This window comes from Microcoleus sp. MOSTC5, assembly GCF_036701825.1.
GTDB classification, from domain to species: domain Bacteria; phylum Cyanobacteriota; class Cyanobacteriia; order Cyanobacteriales; family Microcoleaceae; genus Microcoleus; species Microcoleus asticus.
Genome location: NZ_JAUBRK010000029.1, coordinates 32,170 through 51,073, shown reverse-complemented (window position 1 = coordinate 51,073; position 18,904 = coordinate 32,170). Strand labels below are relative to the sequence as shown.

The 18,904-nt window shown below is 46.6% G+C and carries 18 protein-coding genes; 6 read left to right on the top strand and 12 right to left on the bottom strand.

Annotated features, from left to right (window positions below):
• Positions 1–134: 134 nt before the first annotated feature.
• The gene (locus QUA54_RS17465) at positions 135–1,406 is read right to left on the bottom strand and encodes an FGGY-family carbohydrate kinase (protein WP_333415609.1); all 1,272 of its coding nucleotides are present in this window, start codon (positions 1,404–1,406) and stop codon (positions 135–137) included.
• 628 nt (positions 1,407–2,034) lie between these two features.
• On the opposite strand from QUA54_RS17465, the gene QUA54_RS17460 reads away from it, so the two are divergent.
• Together QUA54_RS17460 and QUA54_RS17455 are read left to right on the top strand one after the other, a co-directional pair.
• Positions 2,035–2,442, top strand: a complete 408-nt coding sequence (locus QUA54_RS17460; RefSeq protein ID WP_333415608.1) for a hypothetical protein — start codon at positions 2,035–2,037, stop codon at positions 2,440–2,442.
• A 58-nt stretch (positions 2,443–2,500) separates the two neighbouring features.
• On the top strand, positions 2,501–3,607 hold the full coding sequence (locus QUA54_RS17455; protein WP_333415607.1) for a hypothetical protein: 1,107 nt from the start codon (positions 2,501–2,503) through the stop codon (positions 3,605–3,607).
• Positions 3,608–3,999: 392 nt separating this feature from the next.
• On the opposite strand, the gene ilvB is transcribed toward QUA54_RS17455, so the two are convergent.
• Together ilvB and QUA54_RS17445 are read right to left on the bottom strand one after the other, a co-directional pair.
• Positions 4,000–5,835 carry a biosynthetic-type acetolactate synthase large subunit gene (ilvB, locus tag QUA54_RS17450; RefSeq protein WP_333415606.1) on the bottom strand — a complete coding sequence of 612 codons (1,836 nt, stop codon included), beginning with the start codon at positions 5,833–5,835 and terminating at the stop codon, positions 4,000–4,002.
• A 592-nt stretch (positions 5,836–6,427) separates the two neighbouring features.
• A complete protein-coding gene (locus QUA54_RS17445; protein WP_333415605.1) occupies positions 6,428–7,726 on the bottom strand; it encodes an MFS transporter in 1,299 nt (432 codons plus the stop codon).
• A gap of 351 nt (positions 7,727–8,077) precedes the next feature.
• Between QUA54_RS17445 and QUA54_RS17440 the strand changes: the two genes are divergently transcribed.
• Positions 8,078–8,416: a P-II family nitrogen regulator gene (locus QUA54_RS17440; RefSeq protein ID WP_006633346.1), complete on the top strand. Its 339-nt coding sequence runs from the start codon at positions 8,078–8,080 to the stop codon at positions 8,414–8,416.
• Positions 8,417–8,584: 168 nt separating this feature from the next.
• On the opposite strand, the gene rdgB is transcribed toward QUA54_RS17440, so the two are convergent.
• The 8 genes from rdgB to QUA54_RS17400 all read right to left on the bottom strand — a co-directional run bounded on the left by rdgB (position 8,585) and on the right by QUA54_RS17400 (position 16,976).
• On the bottom strand, positions 8,585–9,172 hold the full coding sequence (rdgB, locus tag QUA54_RS17435) for an RdgB/HAM1 family non-canonical purine NTP pyrophosphatase (RefSeq protein ID WP_333415604.1): 588 nt from the start codon (positions 9,170–9,172) through the stop codon (positions 8,585–8,587).
• A gap of 15 nt (positions 9,173–9,187) precedes the next feature.
• The gene (locus QUA54_RS17430) at positions 9,188–9,808 is read right to left on the bottom strand and encodes a hypothetical protein (protein ID WP_333415603.1); all 621 of its coding nucleotides are present in this window, start codon (positions 9,806–9,808) and stop codon (positions 9,188–9,190) included.
• Between the two features lie 256 nt (positions 9,809–10,064).
• Complete coding sequence (locus tag QUA54_RS17425) at positions 10,065–11,489, bottom strand: phosphoglucomutase/phosphomannomutase family protein (RefSeq protein ID WP_333415602.1); 1,425 nt, start codon at positions 11,487–11,489, stop codon at positions 10,065–10,067.
• 272 nt (positions 11,490–11,761) lie between these two features.
• Positions 11,762–12,496 carry a GTP cyclohydrolase I FolE gene (gene folE / locus QUA54_RS17420; RefSeq protein ID WP_333415601.1) on the bottom strand — a complete coding sequence of 245 codons (735 nt, stop codon included), beginning with the start codon at positions 12,494–12,496 and terminating at the stop codon, positions 11,762–11,764.
• Between the two features lie 124 nt (positions 12,497–12,620).
• Positions 12,621–13,346 carry an SDR family oxidoreductase gene (locus QUA54_RS17415; protein ID WP_333202150.1) on the bottom strand — a complete coding sequence of 242 codons (726 nt, stop codon included), beginning with the start codon at positions 13,344–13,346 and terminating at the stop codon, positions 12,621–12,623.
• 244 nt (positions 13,347–13,590) lie between these two features.
• Positions 13,591–14,571, bottom strand: coding sequence for an acetyl-CoA carboxylase carboxyl transferase subunit alpha (gene accA, locus QUA54_RS17410; RefSeq protein WP_333202152.1), 981 nt, complete (start codon positions 14,569–14,571; stop codon positions 13,591–13,593).
• Positions 14,572–15,111: 540 nt separating this feature from the next.
• A complete protein-coding gene (locus tag QUA54_RS17405; RefSeq protein ID WP_172191000.1) occupies positions 15,112–16,134 on the bottom strand; it encodes a long-chain acyl-[acyl-carrier-protein] reductase in 1,023 nt (340 codons plus the stop codon).
• Positions 16,135–16,283: 149 nt separating this feature from the next.
• A complete protein-coding gene (locus tag QUA54_RS17400; protein WP_172191002.1) occupies positions 16,284–16,976 on the bottom strand; it encodes an aldehyde oxygenase (deformylating) in 693 nt (230 codons plus the stop codon).
• A gap of 70 nt (positions 16,977–17,046) precedes the next feature.
• Between QUA54_RS17400 and QUA54_RS17395 the strand changes: the two genes are divergently transcribed.
• Both QUA54_RS17395 and QUA54_RS17390 read left to right on the top strand, forming a co-directional pair.
• Positions 17,047–17,238: a hypothetical protein gene (locus QUA54_RS17395; RefSeq protein WP_333415600.1), complete on the top strand. Its 192-nt coding sequence runs from the start codon at positions 17,047–17,049 to the stop codon at positions 17,236–17,238.
• 231 nt (positions 17,239–17,469) lie between these two features.
• Entirely contained in the window at positions 17,470–18,288 is an 819-nt protein-coding gene (locus tag QUA54_RS17390; RefSeq protein ID WP_333415599.1) for a carbohydrate ABC transporter permease, read from the top strand.
• Here QUA54_RS17390 and QUA54_RS17385 read toward each other — a convergent pair.
• A complete protein-coding gene (locus tag QUA54_RS17385; protein ID WP_333415598.1) occupies positions 18,278–18,412 on the bottom strand; it encodes a hypothetical protein in 135 nt (44 codons plus the stop codon). The two genes, QUA54_RS17390 and QUA54_RS17385, sit on opposite strands and share 11 nt — an antisense overlap.
• Before the next feature lie 218 nt (positions 18,413–18,630).
• On the opposite strand from QUA54_RS17385, the gene QUA54_RS17380 reads away from it, so the two are divergent.
• Positions 18,631–18,879 (top strand): transporter suffix domain-containing protein, encoded by a 249-nt coding sequence (locus QUA54_RS17380; RefSeq protein ID WP_333202159.1) that lies wholly within the window; start codon positions 18,631–18,633, stop codon positions 18,877–18,879.
• The last annotated feature ends 25 nt before the right edge of the window (positions 18,880–18,904 follow it).

Below are 18,904 nucleotides of genomic sequence, written 5' to 3'. Positions count from 1 at the left end.
TATCAGAGTTTGCCGCCGTTTCAACCGCCTCAACAAACAAGATGACTTCCATTCGCAAAGTATATTGCAAAGCATCTGCGTTAATCTGCATACATCTGCGGTTTCCCTATCCATCCAAGATTTATGCAATAAGTCTAATCTGTCATACCTCGCATTGCTAATAACGCCGTCCCATAAGCAGCCGCAGTATGAATTGGCGTTTCAACAGGGACTTTTAAATAACGCTTTCTAATCGCACTCCAAACAGAATTTTTTGCCCCGCCGCCGGCAGTATAAACTTTTGTCAAAGGAGTTGCACCCAATTCTTGCAATAATTGATATCCCCGCGCTTCAATCCGCGCTATGCTTTCTAGCAAACCGTGCAGAAATTCCACTGAATCAGTTGGACGCGGTTCGAGTCGGGGCGGTAAATTCGGGTCATTAATCGGAAAGCGATCGCCCTTTTTCAACAATGGGTAATAATCCAGCAAACTCTCTTGTTCTGGATCGATTTGTGTGCTATAATTGTCCAACTCAGCATCAGTAAAAAAGTGTCGCAGCACCGCACCTCCGGTATTAGAAGCACCTCCAACTAACCACAAATCGCCTAATTTATGACTGTAAATCCCGTATCTAGAATCATCTACGCGGGTATGACTTAACAGTTTGACTGCTAGTGTAGAACCGAGAGAAGTTACTGCTTCCCCTGGTAAATTGACACCGCTTGCTAAAAATGCGGCAATGCTATCGGTTGTACCAGCACAAATCATACAATCGCGGGGAAAACCAAAGCGATCGCCCACTTGAACCCTCACTTCCCCCACAGGCGTGCCCGGTGCAACAACTTGCGGCAATTCAGGAGTTGCAGCGCCCGCAATTCCCTCTATCAGCCAATTCGGATAGCACAAAGTATCAACATCGAAACCGAGTTTCAAAGCATTGTGATAGTCGCTAATTCCCAATTTTCCATGCAGCAGAAATGCCAGCCAGTCAGCTTGATGCAGGAAAACCGTAGGGGCGGTTTCCTCTCGAAAGTCTTGCCACCACAGGAGTTTAGCCAGACTGGATGTCGCGCTTAATACTGTGTGGTTATCCGGCGCGATCGCCCGCAACCTCTCTGTCACCGCTGCACCGCGCCCATCATTGTATAAAATCGGTTCGCATACTGGTATACCGTCGGTACCGCACAGCATGACAGTGGAGGATGTGCCGTCAAGGGCGATCGCCCTTACCTGATTGCGGATTGTTGGGGGAATTTGCTCGATTGACTCCCACAGCGCCTTTTGCCACACTGAGGGCAATTCAGGCTGTTGTTGCCCGTTGTTGGCAAAAGTATATTCAGTCTCACAATGTATTGTACCCTGGGAGTCTATGACAGTCGATCGCGCGCCAGTCGTGCCGAAATCTATTCCCAAATAAAGATTCATTTGCCACTCCTGCGAATTTTCCTATTTTGAGTAAACCACAAATTTTATTTGCGTCTTATGGTTGTTTCTAACTCAGCTTCTTCTGCGACAATATCAGGATTTATCTGCTCTTTGGCTTATTATTTAAATAATGGATAATTGTCTAAGGTGCGATCGCTAAGTCTGAGAAGTTTTAGGTTTTCTACAGATTCCATCATAAGCTCTATTGGCGTTGCTGATTTAAAGTAGGAAAAGCTAAATATACAAGTCGTAGAAACCAGTATCCACAAAGCTTGTGAATTTTCAAATTATTTTTTTATCCCCTGATTAAGAAACACCGGGATTTGTTCTGATGCCAAATCTTTGGCAATAGCTTTGAATGAACGGCATCGGCAAGATTATTTGAAGTGGAGGCAGCGGGTAATAAAGATTCGGTTTTTCGCGCTAGTTGGCTTAGTCGAGTCCATAGATAAGCGCGAGAGGTATATTGATCAGTTTTAGTTACAGGTACAGGTTCGTTGGAGTTAGCTCAAGCTAGAGCTTGAGCTACTTAAATCTAAAGTTTAATTAAATGTTAGCAACTAAACTTGGCAAGTCAATTAGACTAACTCTGTCAGTAGCGTATCGGAGCAGTTAAATGTCCCCTTGGGTGAAAAATGATCCAAATTCAGGCGGAGTTAAAATCCCTCCAGCCGTTCAACAACAGGTAAAGCAGCGTGTTCTCGATTATGCAGCAGCTAACTACGCTGGCAAGTACACTCGCCTAGAGCTCCGCTTTCGCAGTCAGTTTTGTTACATTGATGCCTATAAAGAACCTGATTGCCCTCCAGATTTTCCACCCAAAGACTTTCCCGTATCTCGCGAGGAATATTTAGAACGAATGCGAAATAGCCCCATTCACTTGTGTCGGCTGCGCTACTTTGGCGATGCAGAATCTTGGAGTCTGGGGTTTTACACCTACAGCAATGAAAAATATGAGCTTTGTATGTTCAAAAATGGCAGTTTCTACGGTACTCCTGAACAAGCTTTTGCCATTTCTGCCATGTATTTGCAGTAACCAAAAATGACCCTCTGAGGTCGAAAAACTGTGAGTTTCCCTCTTACCATGTATTTTTATGAGCGAATATCAATACTACGAGTTTCAAACCATCGACAGACCGTTGACTAAAGCGGAACAACAAGCAGTCAGCCTACTCTCTAGTCGCGTACAACTAAGTTCTACTAAAGCGATATTTACTTATAGCTATGGAGATTTTCGAGGCGACCCAAAAGACCTATTAGTCCAATACTTCGATGCCATGTTTTACATGGCTAATTGGGGAACATTACAACTAATGTTTCGTTTTCCCAAAGGTCTGATTGATGTTGAACGGATGCAGAAATATTGCATTGAAGATCTGATTGCTGTTTCGGAAATTAATAATTTTGTCATTTTAGAAATTTCTCTGGAGGACGAAGAAGGTTTTGGGTGGATAGAGGGAGAAGGAAATCTATCCTCTTTGATAGGTTTGCGCCAGGAAATTTTGCAGGGAGATTATCGTTTACTTTATCTGGCTTGGCTGAAAGCGATTAGCTATCTTGATATTGATGAACTCAATGAAGAAGAGTTAGAGCCACCTGTTCCTCCTGGATTGGGTAAGTTATCTTCATCGTTAGAGGCTTTTATAGATGCTTTTGAATTGAATGAGCATCTGCTAAATGTGGCAACAATTGCGAGTGGTGCTAAACCTTCTATTTCAGAAAATAGCCTAAAAGCAGCTATAAAAAAACTCGCTCGTTCTGAAAGCGATACCTTTTTACTGCGGTTAGCCAAAGGAGAAGCTAATCTGTCCTTTGAATTGCGTAAAAGATTATCCCAAATGATGGAAGTTATGCAAGATGTAAGTATAGGAGAACGAACAATTACACAGCTTTTAGAAAGCGCTGAACAGGAACAAAAACAGAGCGATCGCAAAAAAGAACAGGCAACTGAAGCTTTACGAGTCAGAGAATTGGAAGCTTTGGCTATGCGAGAAACGGCTGCTTGGGAAGATGTAGAGGCTTTTATTCAAAAAGGAACTTCTAAATCTTACGATGAAGTAGTGCCGTTACTTTTAAAACTCCGAGACTTAGCGGATTATCAAAACCAACAAGCTAATTTTTCAACACGGCTGAAACAACTTCATGCTCAATATAGTAGTCGCACTGGATTAAAAAGACGTTTACTTGAGGCGAATTTATAATCGACTTGAAAGGGAAAGGTAATTCAATTGTATTGACAGTCTGCGGTCTAAGGATGTGCTCGCAGATTTATTCAGGTGACGATCGCACTCAACGACTACGATCGCCAACGTATTGAGTTTATCGTTAAGCAACACTGCCAAAGACAAAATATTGGGCGTTGCTTAATCAGGGTATGAAAAAAATAAGTTAAAAATCCAGAAGCTTTGTGGATACTGGTTTCTATGACTTGCATATTTAGCCTTTCATACCGTAAATTAGTAACGCCGAACAGCAGAGCCGGGTAAGGACATCGCATTGCCCAAAGCGTGTCAACTTAACCCGAAAAACCGCTTAACCCGAAAGATCGGCAGGGTTTCAACCCCTGCCAAACCAGGCATTGCCGTGTCTCTACTTAAACTTTTGTCCCGCACTCAGGACAAAAGTTATTCGTCGAAACATTCTTAGCGCCGCAACTCGGACAATAAACCAACTCCGCAGAGTGCAACTTGCTACGATCGGGCAAACCAACCATTTGAGCGTTGCTCTTGCCAGGAACTACCATCGGATAGCAGTTTTCGTCCCTCGTCACCTTCACGTTCATTAGCACCGGGCCTTCATGAGCGAGCATTTGCCCGATCGCGTCTTTGAGTTCCTCCGGCCGCGAAACCAGCATCCCCTTGACGCCATAAGCTTCAGCCAGCATCACAAAATCCGGCATCCCCACAGTCATATTCGACGACGAATAACGCTCCCCGTAGAACGCCTGCTGCCACTGCCGCACCATTCCCTGCCAGCCGTTATTTACAATCACAACCTTGACATTAATGCCGTATTGTGCTAATGTTCCCAACTCTTGAATATTCATTTGGATGCTAGCATCGCCAGCAATGCAAATCACTTGCTCGTGCGGCAGCGCCATTTTAGCGCCCATCGCCGCCGGCAGCCCGTAACCCATCGTGCCCAAACCAGCGCTCGAAATCCAGCGGCGCGGCCCGTTGTTCAAGAATTGAGCCGACCACATTTGATGTTGACCGACATCTGTTGTGTAGTAAGCATCCGGCGCTTGAGTCGCCAACTCCGAAATCACCTCTTGCGGAGCCAAAATGTCTGGGTAATGAGGCACAACTAACGGATAGTCCTGTTTCCACCGATCGATCCTGTGCAGCCATTCCGCAGTCTGTCCGGCCTTCCCGGAAACTCCAGTCTCCCGACAGCGGCGCAGCAAATCGATCAAAACTTGCCGGACATCTCCGACAATCGGCACATCAGGGCCGCGAGTTTTGCCCACTTCGGCCGGGTCGATATCGATGTGAATCACCTTAGCGCGCGCGGCAAACTCGTCTAATTTGCCCGTCACGCGATCGTCAAACCTCGCCCCCACAGCAATCAGCAAATCGCACTCGGTAACGGCAAAATTAGCGTAAGCAGTGCCGTGCATCCCCAGCATTTTCACCGACAAAGGATGGTTTTCGTCAAAGGCACCTTTGCCCATCAGCGTTGTCGTCACCGGCAATTGGAAAAGTTCGGCCAGTTCCTTAATTTCTTCGTGGGCTGCCGCCGCGATCGCCCCGCCGCCCACATAAAGCAAAGGACGCTTTGCTTCCTTCAGCAAATAGATTGCTTGATTAATTTGCCGAGGATTTCCCTTCACCGTCGGCCGGTAGCCCGGAATTCTCACCGATCCGGGTTCCACCGGCAGATAGTCAAATTCTTCTAAACCTACATCCTTGGGCACATCAACCAACACCGGCCCCGGCCGCCCTGTACTCGCGATGTGGAAAGCTTCAGCCACAATTCGCGCCATATCTCTCGGGTCGCGCACTACATAAGAATGCTTGACAATTGGCAGGGTAATCCCGTAAATATCTGTTTCCTGAAACGCATCAGTGCCGATCGCCGGACGGGGAACCTGACCGGTAATAATTACCATCGGGATCGAATCCATGTGGGCCGTCGCAATCCCCGTCACCAAATTAGTTGCGCCCGGGCCCGAAGTAGCGAAACAAACCCCAACTTGTCCGGTAGCGCGGGCGTAGCCGTCCGCCGCGTGAGCGGCGCCTTGCTCGTGGCGCACCAGAATATGTTTGATAGCGCCAGTTTCTTCAGCGCGGTAGAGTTCGTCGTAAAGCGGCAGAATTGCGCCGCCGGGATAACCAAAAATATGCTTGACGCCGTGGCGGATCAAGCTGTCAATCAGAGCAAATCCACCAGTTGCACGCTTGATGGCCACTTTAGTTTTTAGTTGCACAATTTCCTTCCTTAAACTAATTATGATTTTTAATGAAAGCTTTTATACTACTTTAATCTCAATTAATGAAACTATGAAAATTTAAGTGGTGAGATTTTACTAAAGATTTCGCGATCGGACATTTATTGCCAGGCCCAGAATTTGTGGAACAGCAGAGCCAGAAAAGAAACAGAGGAAATCGCGGCTTGTCTGCCGGTTGACCGCGATATGACGCTTGCTTGTATAGCATTAGTTTCGATCGGCATTAGACAAGAAAAACTATAGTTTGTTTGCAATGCCAGAAAGTCCTAACCGTCAGGGCGGTTGCTATGTTAGAGATCGATCGCAAAAAGAAAGCCCTCGAACCTCTTCCCATTGGTGTCAACAATCGCCTAAAACCCTTGATAAATCTCGTTTAGACGCCAGTCTCGATCCCCCTCGCATTCCCGTTTAGAAGGGGGAGGAAATAGAATAGTCCGGTTCCACCCAACTCTCAGGGGATCTGGACAATCATCGTCAAACAGTAGATCCGTACTACATTTGACGTTAAGTTGACACCCATCCCCTCTTCTATCTTCCTTCTTCCTTCTCCCTTCTTCCCTGTTCCCAAAATTCACATTGCATCCTGCAAGACTTTGCGAGTATGTTTCCAAGCTGCCATGCCCATCACTGAGACCAAAAAGCCCAAACTCAGCAACACGATCCGCAAGCCGAGGTCATCCGAACCCACTGCTTTGCTGACAGCATCAGTCAGCGGGCCGGTCAGTGCTAAAGGCAAGCTGAGAGCAATATTAATCGCATTGTTTTCCAAGCCAAAGACTTTTCCCCGCATAGATTCTGGAGTCTTCTCTTGAATCAGGGCTTGCATCGGGCCGTTAATTAAGGAAGCGCCAAAACCGAACAGAGCGCTCAATGCGAATCCCACCCACAACACTCTGGCAAAGGCAAACATTGCCAAAACAAAACCCATCATCAAAAAACCAATTAACGGCAAAGGTTTGTTGTACAAGCGACCGCCCCAGTGACCCAAAAAAGCCGCGCCGAAGACCATTCCGACTCCCGCAGCAGCCAGCAAAAAGCCAAATTGAGTTTCTTTGAGACCTATTTTGCCTGAAAGCGCGATCGCCAGCACCTGAAGCGCTGCAAACACCGAATACAAAATCGTCAACTGCACCATCGCGTTGCTGATCAGGTGATTGTGTTTCAAATAGCGCAAACCTTCTTTGAGGTCTTGCCAAGGATGGACGTTTTTGCCACTGCTGCCGAAATGACTTTCTTTGATCCGCATGGCATAGATCAAACCTGCCGATATCAGGTACAACCCGCCCAGCAAAAACTCTTGAGAAGCTGCTCCAAAGCTGTGTTTGACCCAACTAAACAGCGGTTCGCCGATCGTCATCCCGACAATAATGCCGCCCATTGTGGACGAGGCGAACAGCGCATTTGCTGACATCAGTCCCTCTCGCCCCACGGCCAGGGGGATTGCCGCCTGCTCTGCCGGAGCAAAAAATTGCGTTACGGTAGAAACCAAAAACGTCATCGTCAATAAAACCACAAAAGCTTTGGGCAAAAACGGCAAAGCTACAATCAATACGGCTCGAATCACGTTGCAGCCGATGAGCATTTGCTTTTTGGAGAAGCGGTCTACGACGATACCGGCCGCCGAACCAAATACGATCGCCGGCAGCGTGTAGGCGATCATCACTGCTGACAGCATAGAATTTTCCGAATGCTGCCAAGAAACAGGCCAGGGTCGGTAGTCGCCTGTTTTCAGCAGAATAATCAGCAATACGTAAAAGATTTTATCCGCCACTTGGGCCAATAACTGGCCCGTCCACAAGGCGAGGAAGGGGCGATTTCTCAGTAGGGCATCAAGCCCGCTGCGGTCAGGGGGAGGGCTGGCTGGGTGCATAAGAATAGTTTAACTGACCGCCTCTAGCAATTATCGTTTTCAGCAATACGTGCAAATCTCACATAGCGTAATGTGGAAACTCGGAAAACTCCTGTCTCCTGCGTTCTTTTTCTGTTTTAGCAGATCCGCAGCTCCGGGCTTGGGTCTTTTTCACTCTACCGCGATCGGCCCGAACCGAGAGCCCGCGCCCCGGCAAATGCGAGAATATTGTTAAAGATTGGCATAAATATCATCGCGAGTACAAAATAAGGTAGTATATTTTACAAAATACTTAATACTAGCAGTGATATTAAAAGATGTCACGCGATTTAAGTAATATAACGAAGGTACTAACTGTTAGGAGTGAGAAACTTGAAAAAGGTTGAAGCTATTATTCGCCCCTTTAAACTAGACGAAGTGAAAATCGCACTCGTCAATGCTGGTATTGTGGGGATGACTGTTTCTGAAGTTAGAGGTTTTGGCCGTCAGAAGGGCATGACTGAACGCTATCGCGGTTCTGAGTACACCGTCGAGTTCCTGCAAAAGCTCAAGGTCGAGATTGTTGTGGAAAACGATCAGGTTGACATGGTGGTTGATAAAATTATCGCTGCTTCCCGCACGGGCGAGATTGGCGACGGCAAGATTTTCATCTCTCCTGTAGAACAAATTATTCGGATTCGGACTGGGGAAAAGAACTTGGAGGCTATCTAAGATACTGGGGCATTGGGCATTGGGCATTGGTAATTGGTAATTGGTAATTGGTAATTATTCATTGGTAACTGGTCATTGCCAACGAAAAACCTCTTTCCTGTTTAGTTCTGATACCTAAGTGTCAATATCCAATGCCACAGTTACCCCCTGTTTTGGCTTTTTTCCTGATTAGGAGTTGACAATGTTAGCCATTTGTGGTATTAAAGCCTGGAAGGCTCGGCCGCGGTGAGAGTGCGATCGCTTGATATCGGGTGTCATTTCTGCAAAAGTCTGTTGCTGTGCGGGTACGTAGAAAATGGGGTCATATCCGAAACCTCCGGTACCGCGAGGAGTGTGCAGGATTTCGCCCCGACAAATTCCTTCGACTTGCAAAACAATTGTACCGTCGGGACGGGCGATCGCGAGCGCGCCAACAAATTGTGCTTGTCGGTTTTGTTCGCTTCCCAATTCTTTGAGAAGTCGAGATATCCTGTCAGCATCGGTTTTCCCGTAGCGCCCCGAGTAAATCCCAGGTCTACCGTCGAGTGCATCTACCATTAAACCAGAATCATCGGCGATCGACCATTGGCTGGTTGCTTTTGCCACTTCAGAGGCCTTCAAGCAAGCATTAGCAATAAAAGTTTCGCCTGTTTCCTCGATTTCCAACTCTTCCGGTTTAAGCTGCAATTCCCATCCCAAATCCTGAAGATAAACTTGCATTTCCTTGATTTTACCCGGATTGCCGGTAGCTACAACTAGCAATTTGCGATCGGTCATTATTTCTCTTAAAACTTACGGCTCCATATTAACAAAAGATTGGGAAAATGGTTGCAACAAAATTCCCAAAATCTTATCAACATCTTGAATATAGTATTCAATCAGATCGATATAAACAATAGTTTCCTCCAAAATTAAGAATTTCCAGTTAGTACCCGTCGTCACCGCGCCGTAAATGCGATCGACCTCAGTGTCTTGGTTTTGATTGAAACATTGAGCCGCTACCATTGCGGCTACGCATTGACCCAAACCGCCAATGATATCTTCCTTTTTTGCCTCAAAAATTGTTATAACCGGAGCACTGATGAACAATTGTTCTGAAGATCCGCTAATAATATAATCGCAAAATCCTTGCAAACCTCTTTCTGGATCGACAGTAAAATCCTTACCGGAAAAAAGAGAAACTCGTTTGTTTAACAATCGCCGAACTTCTGCTAATATCGGGGCAATCAAAAATTCTGAGCGAGCTTTTTCTGTGGAAATAAAAGTGGCTAGCGGTACATAATCAATCAGGATTGTTGTTAAAATTTCCGAGGGTGAAACTGGTTTTGTCTCGGCAAATAAATTGCGACTTTCATCTAAGGTTAATCCAAAATCTTTTTTGACTCTCGCAAGACTGAAATCGCTGTATGCCATTTGCTTTTATCCTAAAATTTACCTTACATAGCAATAGTATTTCATTGGTGAGGAAAAGTTTTTTTACGAACCGCGAAGACGCGAAGGAAGAGAAGAGAAAGAGTTCACAATTGATGGGAGGATGGCTACGGCAATACGATTTTATTTATGAAGAAGATTTTTTTAACCGCAGAGGGCGCAGAGGACACTGAGAAAGAGATATTTGAGATCAATTTATCCGCGTTTGTCTGCGTTTATCTGCGGTGGAAAACTCCGATTAATTATGCGCCCAAGCTTTTGCCCAGTTTAAGTTTTGCATAACTTCTTTCAATGTCGCCGCTTCTGAATACAGCCTCAACACCGGTTCTGTTCCGCTAAACCGAATTAACAGCCAACTTCCGTCAGACAAACGGAATTTATATCCGTCAACTTTGTTGCAATCTACAACTGCTTTGCCGGCGATTTCTGTTAAAGGTTGATTTTGCAGCAGCGACAGCAAACGCGACCTTTCTTCCATGTTTGCTAAGTGCAAGTCGATTCTGTCATAAGCTGAAGTAAAGCTGGTTTCTTGTTGCAGTCGGCTGTAAATCTCGCTTAAGTCTTCCCCAGATTTGACAACTGCTTCTAATAAGTACAGCGCTGACAGCAAAGCATCTCGTTCGGGAATGTGCGTACCGTAGCCAATTCCCCCCGATTCTTCGCCGCCGACTAAGACTTGGGTGGTTAACATTCGATCGGCTATATACTTGTAACCGATCGGCGTTTCAAATAAAGGCAAGTCGTACAGCTTGGCAATTTTGGGAATTATGTCTGAACCGCTGACTGTTTTGATGACTTCCCCGGTCAATCCGCGCCGTTTTGCTAAATGTTCGATTAATATGGGAACTAGGATTTGTGAACTGAGAAAGTTGCCGCTAGAGTCAACGGCTGCAATTCGATCGCTATCTCCGTCAAATACAAATCCGATCGACAAACCAGAACTTTTTCGCTGGTGAGTTCGCATCACGCGGAATAACTGTGACAGGTAGCGCGGCAAAGGTTCGGGTGCACCGCCGCCAAACAGCGGATCTCGATCGCTGTTGACTTCATGTACCGGAACTTCTAAAATTTGAGCTAATCCTCCGGCTGCGGCACCGTGCATTACATCTACAAATACTGTAATTTTGCCGCTGGCGATCGCTTCTTTAATCGCCTCAATATCTACCATTTCCCGCAAGGTTTTGCAGTAAGCCGGCCAAGGATTGAAATTCTCCAATTTGCCGGGAGTTGCTGAAAGTGCCGCCGGATTTTCGAGTTTTTCTTCTATCTGTTGAGTAACTTCGGGCGAAACTGAACCGCCAAATCCGCCCTTGACTTTTAACCCTAAATATGCACCGGGATTGTGGCTGGCTGTCAGGACGATCGCGCCCAAAGCATTTAATTGTTTGGCAGCTAAACTGAAAGCTGGAGTAGGGGCGTAGGATTCGCTCAGCAGCACGTCAAATCCTGCGTTTTGGACGGCAATAGCCGCTGTTTTGGCAAATTCTTCAGCCAAAAATCGGCGGTCGTGACCGACAATTACGGTACCGCTGCTGCCATCGCTGCCGCCGGTTTGTGCGAGCACTTGTGCAGCTAGGGGAGCTACTAACGCCACGCGATCGAATGTAAAATCGTCAGCAATGATGCCGCGCCAGCCATCTGTACCGAATTTAATAGGATTCATTTAGTCACAAGTCATGAGTCACCCGTCTATTTTATGGGTTTATCAGTCGATCGTCATCGGATTTTAGATTTTAGATTTTAGATTTTAGATTATGGAATTGCTCCCACAGCCTTTACTCTGGCTGTTGAGTGTTGACTGTTAGCTGCTGACTGTTGGCTGTCATTAGCCTTGCTTGATAGATTATGTTGGGTTTCGTCCCTCAACCCAACCTACTAATTACTGTTAACTGCCAAATGCCAACTGCCAACTGTCAACTGTCAACTGTCAACTGATTAAAAGAATGCCGATGGGTGCCGGATCAAATTCAGGAATTCTTCGCGAGTTTTCTGTTCCTCTTGAAACACGCCCAACATGGCACTCGTAACCGTCCAAGCACCGGGTTTTTGCACACCCCGCATCGTCATGCACATATGGCTGGCTTCCATTACTACAGCCACTCCCTTCGGTTCCAATATTGTCTGAACTGCTTCGGCAATTTGGCGCGTCAAACGTTCTTGCACCTGCAACCGGCGGCTGTACATCTCGGCAATTCTGGCTAATTTGCTCAGTCCCACTACTTTTTGGTTGGGAATGTAAGCGATGTGAACTCGACCCATAAACGGCAGCATATGGTGTTCGCACATACTGAATACGCTGATGTCTCGCACCAGTACCATTTCGTTGTGACCTTCGTCAAAGATAGCGCCGTTGAGGAGTTCTTCGAGGGATTGACTGTAGCCGCTGGTGAGAAACCGCATTGCTTCTGCTACCCGCTTTGGGGTTTTGAGCAATCCTTCGCGTTCGGGATCTTCTCCTACTCCCAGCAGCATTGTCCGAACGGCGGCCATCATTTCTTCCTGGCCTACTTCTGAGGGTACGGGTACGTTGGATTCTTGACCGTTCGAGGAATTGCGATCTGGTCGAGTGGGGATGCGCGGGGTGTTGTTGTCTGCGGTTTCTGAAAGTTTCATGCTGTCAGTCGAGGTTGAGTTCGAGCCATTGGAATCGGTGGAAGATGCAATTGTCATAAAAAGTTGATGTGAGGGTGAATCGATTTTCGATTTTCGATTTTCGATTTTCGATAGGGGGATATAGCTAGAGATTCAAAGATTGTTGAATTCGAGAAAAATCCAGCAGTCTCAAATCTCAAGTTCACAAAACTCCTGCGTTGGACATGAGGGTAATTTCTTCAATTACTGCACTTGCTGGCAACTGAACTGCGTGCAGAATTGATTGGGCGACGATTTCTGGCGTTAACATGGCGGTGCGATCGAAGTCGGATTGCACGGTGTTTGTGTCCCACATGGGAGTGTTGACAGAACCCGGACAGATTGCTGTTACCCGAATTCCGCGAGCCCGTTCTTCGGCGGCTAATGTTTTAGACAAAGCCATGAGACCGAATTTGCTGACGCAGTAGGGTCCCCAGTTGGGGAAGGTTTGGATGCCGGCGATCGAGGAAACGTTGATGATGATTCCCGATCCGCGATCGCGCATCGACGGCAAAACTCCTAGAATGCACTGCCAAACGCTAGTAAGATTGAGGTCTAGAACGTTCTGCCAGTCGGCTAGGGAGGTTTCCGTCAAGGAGCCGGTGTAGCCCATACCCGCGCTGTTGACCAGGATATCTACGGCACCCAATTGAGCTGCGATCGCGCTGATGCTGCTTTGCACTTGCTCAATTTTTGCCAAGTCTAAGGGATAAGCTTCTGCTTTCACTCCGACTTCTCGGGCTGCTGCGGCAACGGCTTCTAAGTTTTCCGACTCTCGGCTAACTAAGGCCAGATTTATGCCCTCGGCGGCGAACGCTAGAGCCGTCGCTTTGCCAATACCGCTGCTGGCTCCGGTAATCAGAGCCTGCTTTGTTGTTGGATGGTTCATTCAGTGTCCTAATACTTTCGCTCGGCAAATCCCTCAAGCGTTGCAGCTTTCTTCGGCAAATTAGAAAGCTGTCTGCTGCGGGTGAGTACAGTTAATTATGAGATCAACATTAAGAACTGTTAAGCCGGTGTCACCTGAGAAATTATAACACTGCTGACTGATCCGCAGAATAGTTGAGTTATCAGTTATGAGTTTGAAGTTAAAAGATTTTTAACTCATAAGTGATAACTGTGAATCGATCGGCTCAAGCAGAAATTTCTGTGAATACACCGATGTCGCGAAACTTTTGATACCGGAGCTGGCGCCGCTGCTGACCCGTAAGCTGTGTCAGTTCTGCTAGGTTTTCCAACAAAGCTTGTTTGAGTATGGATGCAGCTTTGAGGGGATTCGAGTGAGCGCCGCCGACCGGCTCGGGTACTATTTGATCGAGAACGCCAAGGTTTTTCAAATCCCAGGAAGTGATTTTAAGGGCTTCTGCGGCTAAGTTAGCTTTGCCAGAGTCTTTCCAGAGAATGGCCGCACAAGCTTCGGGGGTGGCGACAGTGTAGACGGAATGTTCCAACATCAACAGCCGCTCGCCGACGCCGATGCCCAAGGCGCCTCCGGAACCGCCTTCGCCGATGACGGTACAAATAATGGGAACGTCGAGGCGAAACATTTCTCGGAGGTTACAGGCGATCGCCTCTCCCTGTCCTAGCTGTTCTGCTTCTAAGCCCGCCCAAGCTCCCGGAGTGTCGATAAACGTGAAAATTGGCATTCCGAAGCGATCGGCGTGTTCCATCAACCGCAGGGCTTTGCGGTAGCCGCCGGGAGCCGCCATGCCGAAGTTGCGGGCGATATTGTCTTTAGTGTCGCGCCCTTTTTGATGGCCGATTATGACTGTGGGAAGCCCGTCTATGCGGGCAATTCCGCCGACGAGGGCCGGGTCGTCTCCGCCGCGCCGATCGCCGTGAAGCTCGATCCACTCGTCGCTAATTGCCTGAATGTAATCGAGGGTACTCGGGCGGCGCGGGTGACGGGCGAGTTGCAGACGCTGCATGGGGGACAAGCTGCTGAAAATCTCTTGTCGCAGTTGGGTTGAGCGAGCTTCGAGTTTGCGAATTTCGTCGGTGACATCGACGCTGTTTTCTTCGGCGAGTTGGCGAATCTGGTGAATTCGGGTTTCGAGTTCGGCCAGGGGCTTTTCAAAATCTAAGAGTAGTGGTTTGCGGTCTGGGTTTGCCACGCTGATAATTTCTATAGGGTTTTAAGGTTTTGTCGATCGACTATTTCCAGATCCTACCCTGTCAGGTGATGCTGAAAAAGAGGGGAAATTTGGAAATTTGGAAGTTTTGAATTATCCTTTGCTTAGTAATCTTGTTGAAAGCCAGAGGCTTGAGCCTCATTTTTTGCTACACTATTTTTGCTTGCTTCTGAGTTTTACGCGCATACTTCCCCGCGCCCCTAGACCCTCACAGCCACAAAAAACCTAACCCTGCTGAACTGTTCCAAAGTAAAAAAAGCGACACCCGCGCGATCGATCTCACCTCTACGGAAGCTTTAACAGCCCTGTCTGTATTAGCTGTTTTCGGCGACAATCAAATATCATAAAAAAGACCAACTCTTGTCGCGAATCCCCTGGGCTGGTTGATAACTACACACAACTTTTATTTTCGTCGTGCGATCGGACATAATGTTAACGGTTAACTGTTAAGTCTCTAAAAAAAAGTTACTGGTTATTATCAGAAAAACTTTCCTCAATAACCAATAACCGCAACAAATCACATCAAAATGACATTAAAGGTCGGAAACCGTGTTTAACTGAAATCTCGCCGATTTGCTCCATCTTTTCGACAGTAATTTGATTCCGTCCCCAAGAAAAATTGGTATACAATTTTTCAAATTCCAGCAGCATTGATTCGGCAAAACAGGCAAACAACTGTCGGCCCGGTACATCCATATTTACAATCTTCATAATTTTCCACTCAATATCGAGGGAATGCTCCACAATGCCGCCATTGAGTACGTAAATTTCCGGATGCTGAACCTGAGTTGCCAGATTTTTCGGATAGCCACCGTCAATCAATAAACATGGTTGCTTCAATGTCTTGGGGTCAATTTCTACTCCCTTTGGCATACTGGCTACCCACACTACAATATCCGCTTGGGGCAGGGCTTCTTCCAAATCCAAGATTTTGCCTCGCCCCAATTCCGATTGCAAATCTTGCAATCGTTCTTTGTCGCGGGCAATGAGCAACAATTCTGCTACATTTGTTTTAAGATTGAGCCAGCGACACACCGCACTCCCAATATCCCCAGTAGCACCGCAAACCGCTACAGTGGCTTTTGAAAGTTCAATTCCCAATTTTGGGGCTGCTTCTTCTACTTGACGGCAGAGGATGTAAGCCGTGTGAGTGTTACCAGTGGTGAAGCGTTCAAACTCCAACTTGAGATTGCGAATTTGCTTAATTTGCTGCAAGTTGAAAGTCTCAAAAATGATTGAAGAAAAGCCGCCTAAAGCAGTGATGTTAATCCCGTTTTTTTGAGCGTGTGCCATCGCATTAAGGATTTTGCGAGTGGCTGCTTTAATCCGGCGAGTGGCTAGCATTTCTGGCAGAAAACAGGACTCGACATAGCGACCTTCTATTTTTTGTCCAGTGATGCTTGTTACCGTGATATGATCGACTATTTGAGGCGGTGCGCTGCACCAAAAATCGAGACCTTGATCGGCATATTCTGGATAGCCCAGCTCGTTAGCTACTGATTGGGCGTGTTCTAAGCTGGTTAAGTGACCGATTAGACCAAACATTAAGTTGTCAAATGAAGGAAGATTGAAGATTGAAGATTGAAAATGGAAGAGGGAAGATGGGAAGATTAAAAATTTATATTTTAAAATGAGGTATCCCATTTTTCATTTTTAATTTTTAATTTTTTTCCCATTCCTTATTTCCTAATTAACTAGGCTGCTAAGCCTTGTGCTGACATCCGCATGATATCGCGGTTGTTAAAGCCTATGTTGCCTAGGGCTTCGCCGTAGGCAATCATAAAGTCTTCGATTAAAGCGTCTTTTTCCATTCCTAAAACGCGGGCATCGTCTGCGACAGCGTTTAGCAGTCTCCAGATGATGGGCAGGTTTTGACGGTTGGCGGCTTCTAGTTCGGCTTTGGATTCCTCAAAGTGAGCTTGCAGCCAGACTTCCCCAAAGTTGAGGTGGCTGTATTCTTCTTTGACGACGCCTTCGGTGATTTTGCGAGCAAAGTCATCGGCGACGGGGATGTAGATGTTGTAAGCTGCGATCGCAAAACACTCGATAATTAGCGATTGGATCAGCAAGCAAGTTACAATCTGACCTTGAGCAGCGGCCGTTTGGAAGTTTCTGTGCAGTTCCGAAAAGAACTCCTTGGCAAATGCCATGTCCGGCGTGACTTTGAGATTCTTGCCGCAAGCTTGGAAGCCTTTCATGTGGCGGTTCTCCATCTTGGACAAGCCAACTAACTCTGCTTTTTTGTCAGCCAACAGTTCGGCCAGTGTCAGGTAATTATCGTGAGCTTCTTGTTCGCCTTCAATCACAATGGCGTTGATGCGGCTGTAAGCATCTTTGTAAGTTTCGGTTTGAAAGTCAATTGTTGGGCTGGCCTCAAGCTGGGGCATAGATATGTAGTCTCCTCATATAAGCTTGTGGGATGTTTGGAAACCCCTTTAAAATTGGGGGTCAGTGACAGTGCACTTTACCTTTTTTGAACGCACCCCATCTAAATCAGAGATTATAGCTGAGGATTATTTCGACAAAGAACTTTTCTTTGACGCTCCGGGAAAAACTGGCGTCCTCAGCGTGTTTGGCGGACTTTTGCCGTCGAACACTCCAGAAAGACTATCGCTAGAATGCTATCTATTTACTAATTACTTGAATTAGTCGTTAGTCGATCTTTTGCCCGGAAATAGATGATAGAAATACGGTCTATGTCTCCACCTTTCAGGGTTTTACAGTACCAACTCTATCTATAACATTATATCCTAACCACAACTTCCTCCCTAGGTACTCCTTCTTTCCCTCTACGACTATTATGTTGTGGTATGGGAATCTGGGAGGCGATCGGGTTGGAGAACCTCACAGGCTTATTATTTTAGGTTAATTCACAAATTTATGGGTAAATCCTTTGACAGGTCTCAAGCGCTGGAATTGCTGAGTTTTATTTTGTTGCTGGCGGGGGCTGCGCTGGTGCTGCTGCCGCTGGCTGCTGTATTTTTGGTTTCAATATCACCATCTGGTGTGGGTGTCAAGACCACAGGCCTGACTTTTGCGAACTATCAGGAGGCTTGGCGACGGGGCAATTTTTTGTTGGCATTCCTTAATTCTACTCTAGTGGCGCTGGCAGTGACGGGTTTTCAGGTTGTGACTTCTGCTTTGGCCGGTTATGCTTTGGCCAGGCTGAAGTTTCGGGGGCGACAGGCCTTAGTTTTGGGGGTTTTGGCGACGCTGGTAATTCCGTTTCAGCTTTTGGTGATTCCGATTTTCTTGGTTTTGAAGTGGGGTCATCTGCTGAATACTTACGGGGCGCTGATTTTGCCTACGGCGGCTAACGGTTTTGGGATTTTTCTGCTGCGCCAGTATTTTATGACTGTTCCGGTGGAGTTGGAGGAGGCGGCAATGCTGGATGGGGCTAACCGCTGGCAGGTTTTGTGGCAGGTGATGTTACCTTTGGCCCGCCCTGCTTTGGTGACGCTGTTTTTGTTTACGTTTATCGGGGAGTGGAATGATTTGTTTAAGCCGCTGGTGTTTACGACGCGGCCCGAGTTGCGGACTGTGCAGTTGGTTCTGGCAGAATTTCAGGAACAGTTTACTAGCAGTTGGCAGTTGTTGATGGCGGCGGTGGTAATTGGAACTGTACCGGTGGTGTTGCTGTTTTTGGCCGGTCAACGACAGTTTATACGGGGGATTGCGGCGACGGGGATTAAGAATTGAGTTGAAAATGCTTGGCAATTAAGTTTGTAGTCATTTGTGGAACCATTCTCAAGAACAGGCAAGATGCCTGTTCCACAAATACTAAATATTCTTGAGGAACAGGCATCTTGCCTGTTGCTGACATTGGTTCCAGATGTGAGTTTGTAGTTACTGGGCGATTGAAATCGCTACTATAGCAATCCTAAATCATTTGTGAATTTCTTACTCCCTCCCCTTGGTAAGGGGAAAGTTGGGGTGGGGTAAAACATTTACGACTCCTGCAAGGATTGCTATATACAAACGAAGTTTACTTTAAGTGGACTAAGATATAAAGGGGATATTAAAGCTGTATTATGTGAATCTATGCAGAAGCTCGGTTTGTTTTTATTTATCGTATCTTTTGTACCATGGTTAGCAGTCTTATTTGTTGTGCCATTCCTGCCGCTGGACATTACCCAAAAAACTACTTTATCTGTCGTTTTGGCTGTTGGGGCAGAAGTTTGTTTTTGGATTAGCGTGCTGCTGTTGGGGAAAGAAGTAGTTACCAAATATCGGCGTTATTTGAATCCCCGCTATCTTTGGAAAAAAATTAGAAATTTTAACCGTAGATGAACAGGGCTAGACGCCGATAATGAGC

Bases quoted from the DNA above. Each gene is read 5' to 3' on its own strand.
- QUA54_RS17465 (WP_333415609.1), bottom strand. From the start codon at position 1,406: ATGAATCTTTATTTGGGAATAGATTTCGGCACGACTGGCGCGCGATCG.
- QUA54_RS17455 (WP_333415607.1), top strand. From the start codon at position 2,501: ATGAGCGAATATCAATACTACGAGTTTCAAACCATCGACAGACCGTTG.
- QUA54_RS17445 (WP_333415605.1), bottom strand. From the start codon at position 7,726: ATGCACCCAGCCAGCCCTCCCCCTGACCGCAGCGGGCTTGATGCCCTA.
- rdgB (WP_333415604.1), bottom strand. From the start codon at position 9,172: ATGACCGATCGCAAATTGCTAGTTGTAGCTACCGGCAATCCGGGTAAA.
- QUA54_RS17430 (WP_333415603.1), bottom strand. From the start codon at position 9,808: ATGGCATACAGCGATTTCAGTCTTGCGAGAGTCAAAAAAGATTTTGGA.
- QUA54_RS17425 (WP_333415602.1), bottom strand. From the start codon at position 11,489: ATGAATCCTATTAAATTCGGTACAGATGGCTGGCGCGGCATCATTGCT.
- folE (WP_333415601.1), bottom strand. From the start codon at position 12,496: ATGACAATTGCATCTTCCACCGATTCCAATGGCTCGAACTCAACCTCG.
- QUA54_RS17415 (WP_333202150.1), bottom strand. From the start codon at position 13,346: ATGAACCATCCAACAACAAAGCAGGCTCTGATTACCGGAGCCAGCAGC.
- QUA54_RS17405 (WP_172191000.1), bottom strand. From the start codon at position 16,134: ATGTTTGGTCTAATCGGTCACTTAACCAGCTTAGAACACGCCCAATCA.
- QUA54_RS17400 (WP_172191002.1), bottom strand. From the start codon at position 16,976: ATGCCCCAGCTTGAGGCCAGCCCAACAATTGACTTTCAAACCGAAACT.
- QUA54_RS17390 (WP_333415599.1), top strand. From the start codon at position 17,470: ATGGGTAAATCCTTTGACAGGTCTCAAGCGCTGGAATTGCTGAGTTTT.
- QUA54_RS17385 (WP_333415598.1), bottom strand. From the start codon at position 18,412: ATGTCAGCAACAGGCAAGATGCCTGTTCCTCAAGAATATTTAGTATTT.
- QUA54_RS17380 (WP_333202159.1), top strand. From the start codon at position 18,631: ATGCAGAAGCTCGGTTTGTTTTTATTTATCGTATCTTTTGTACCATGG.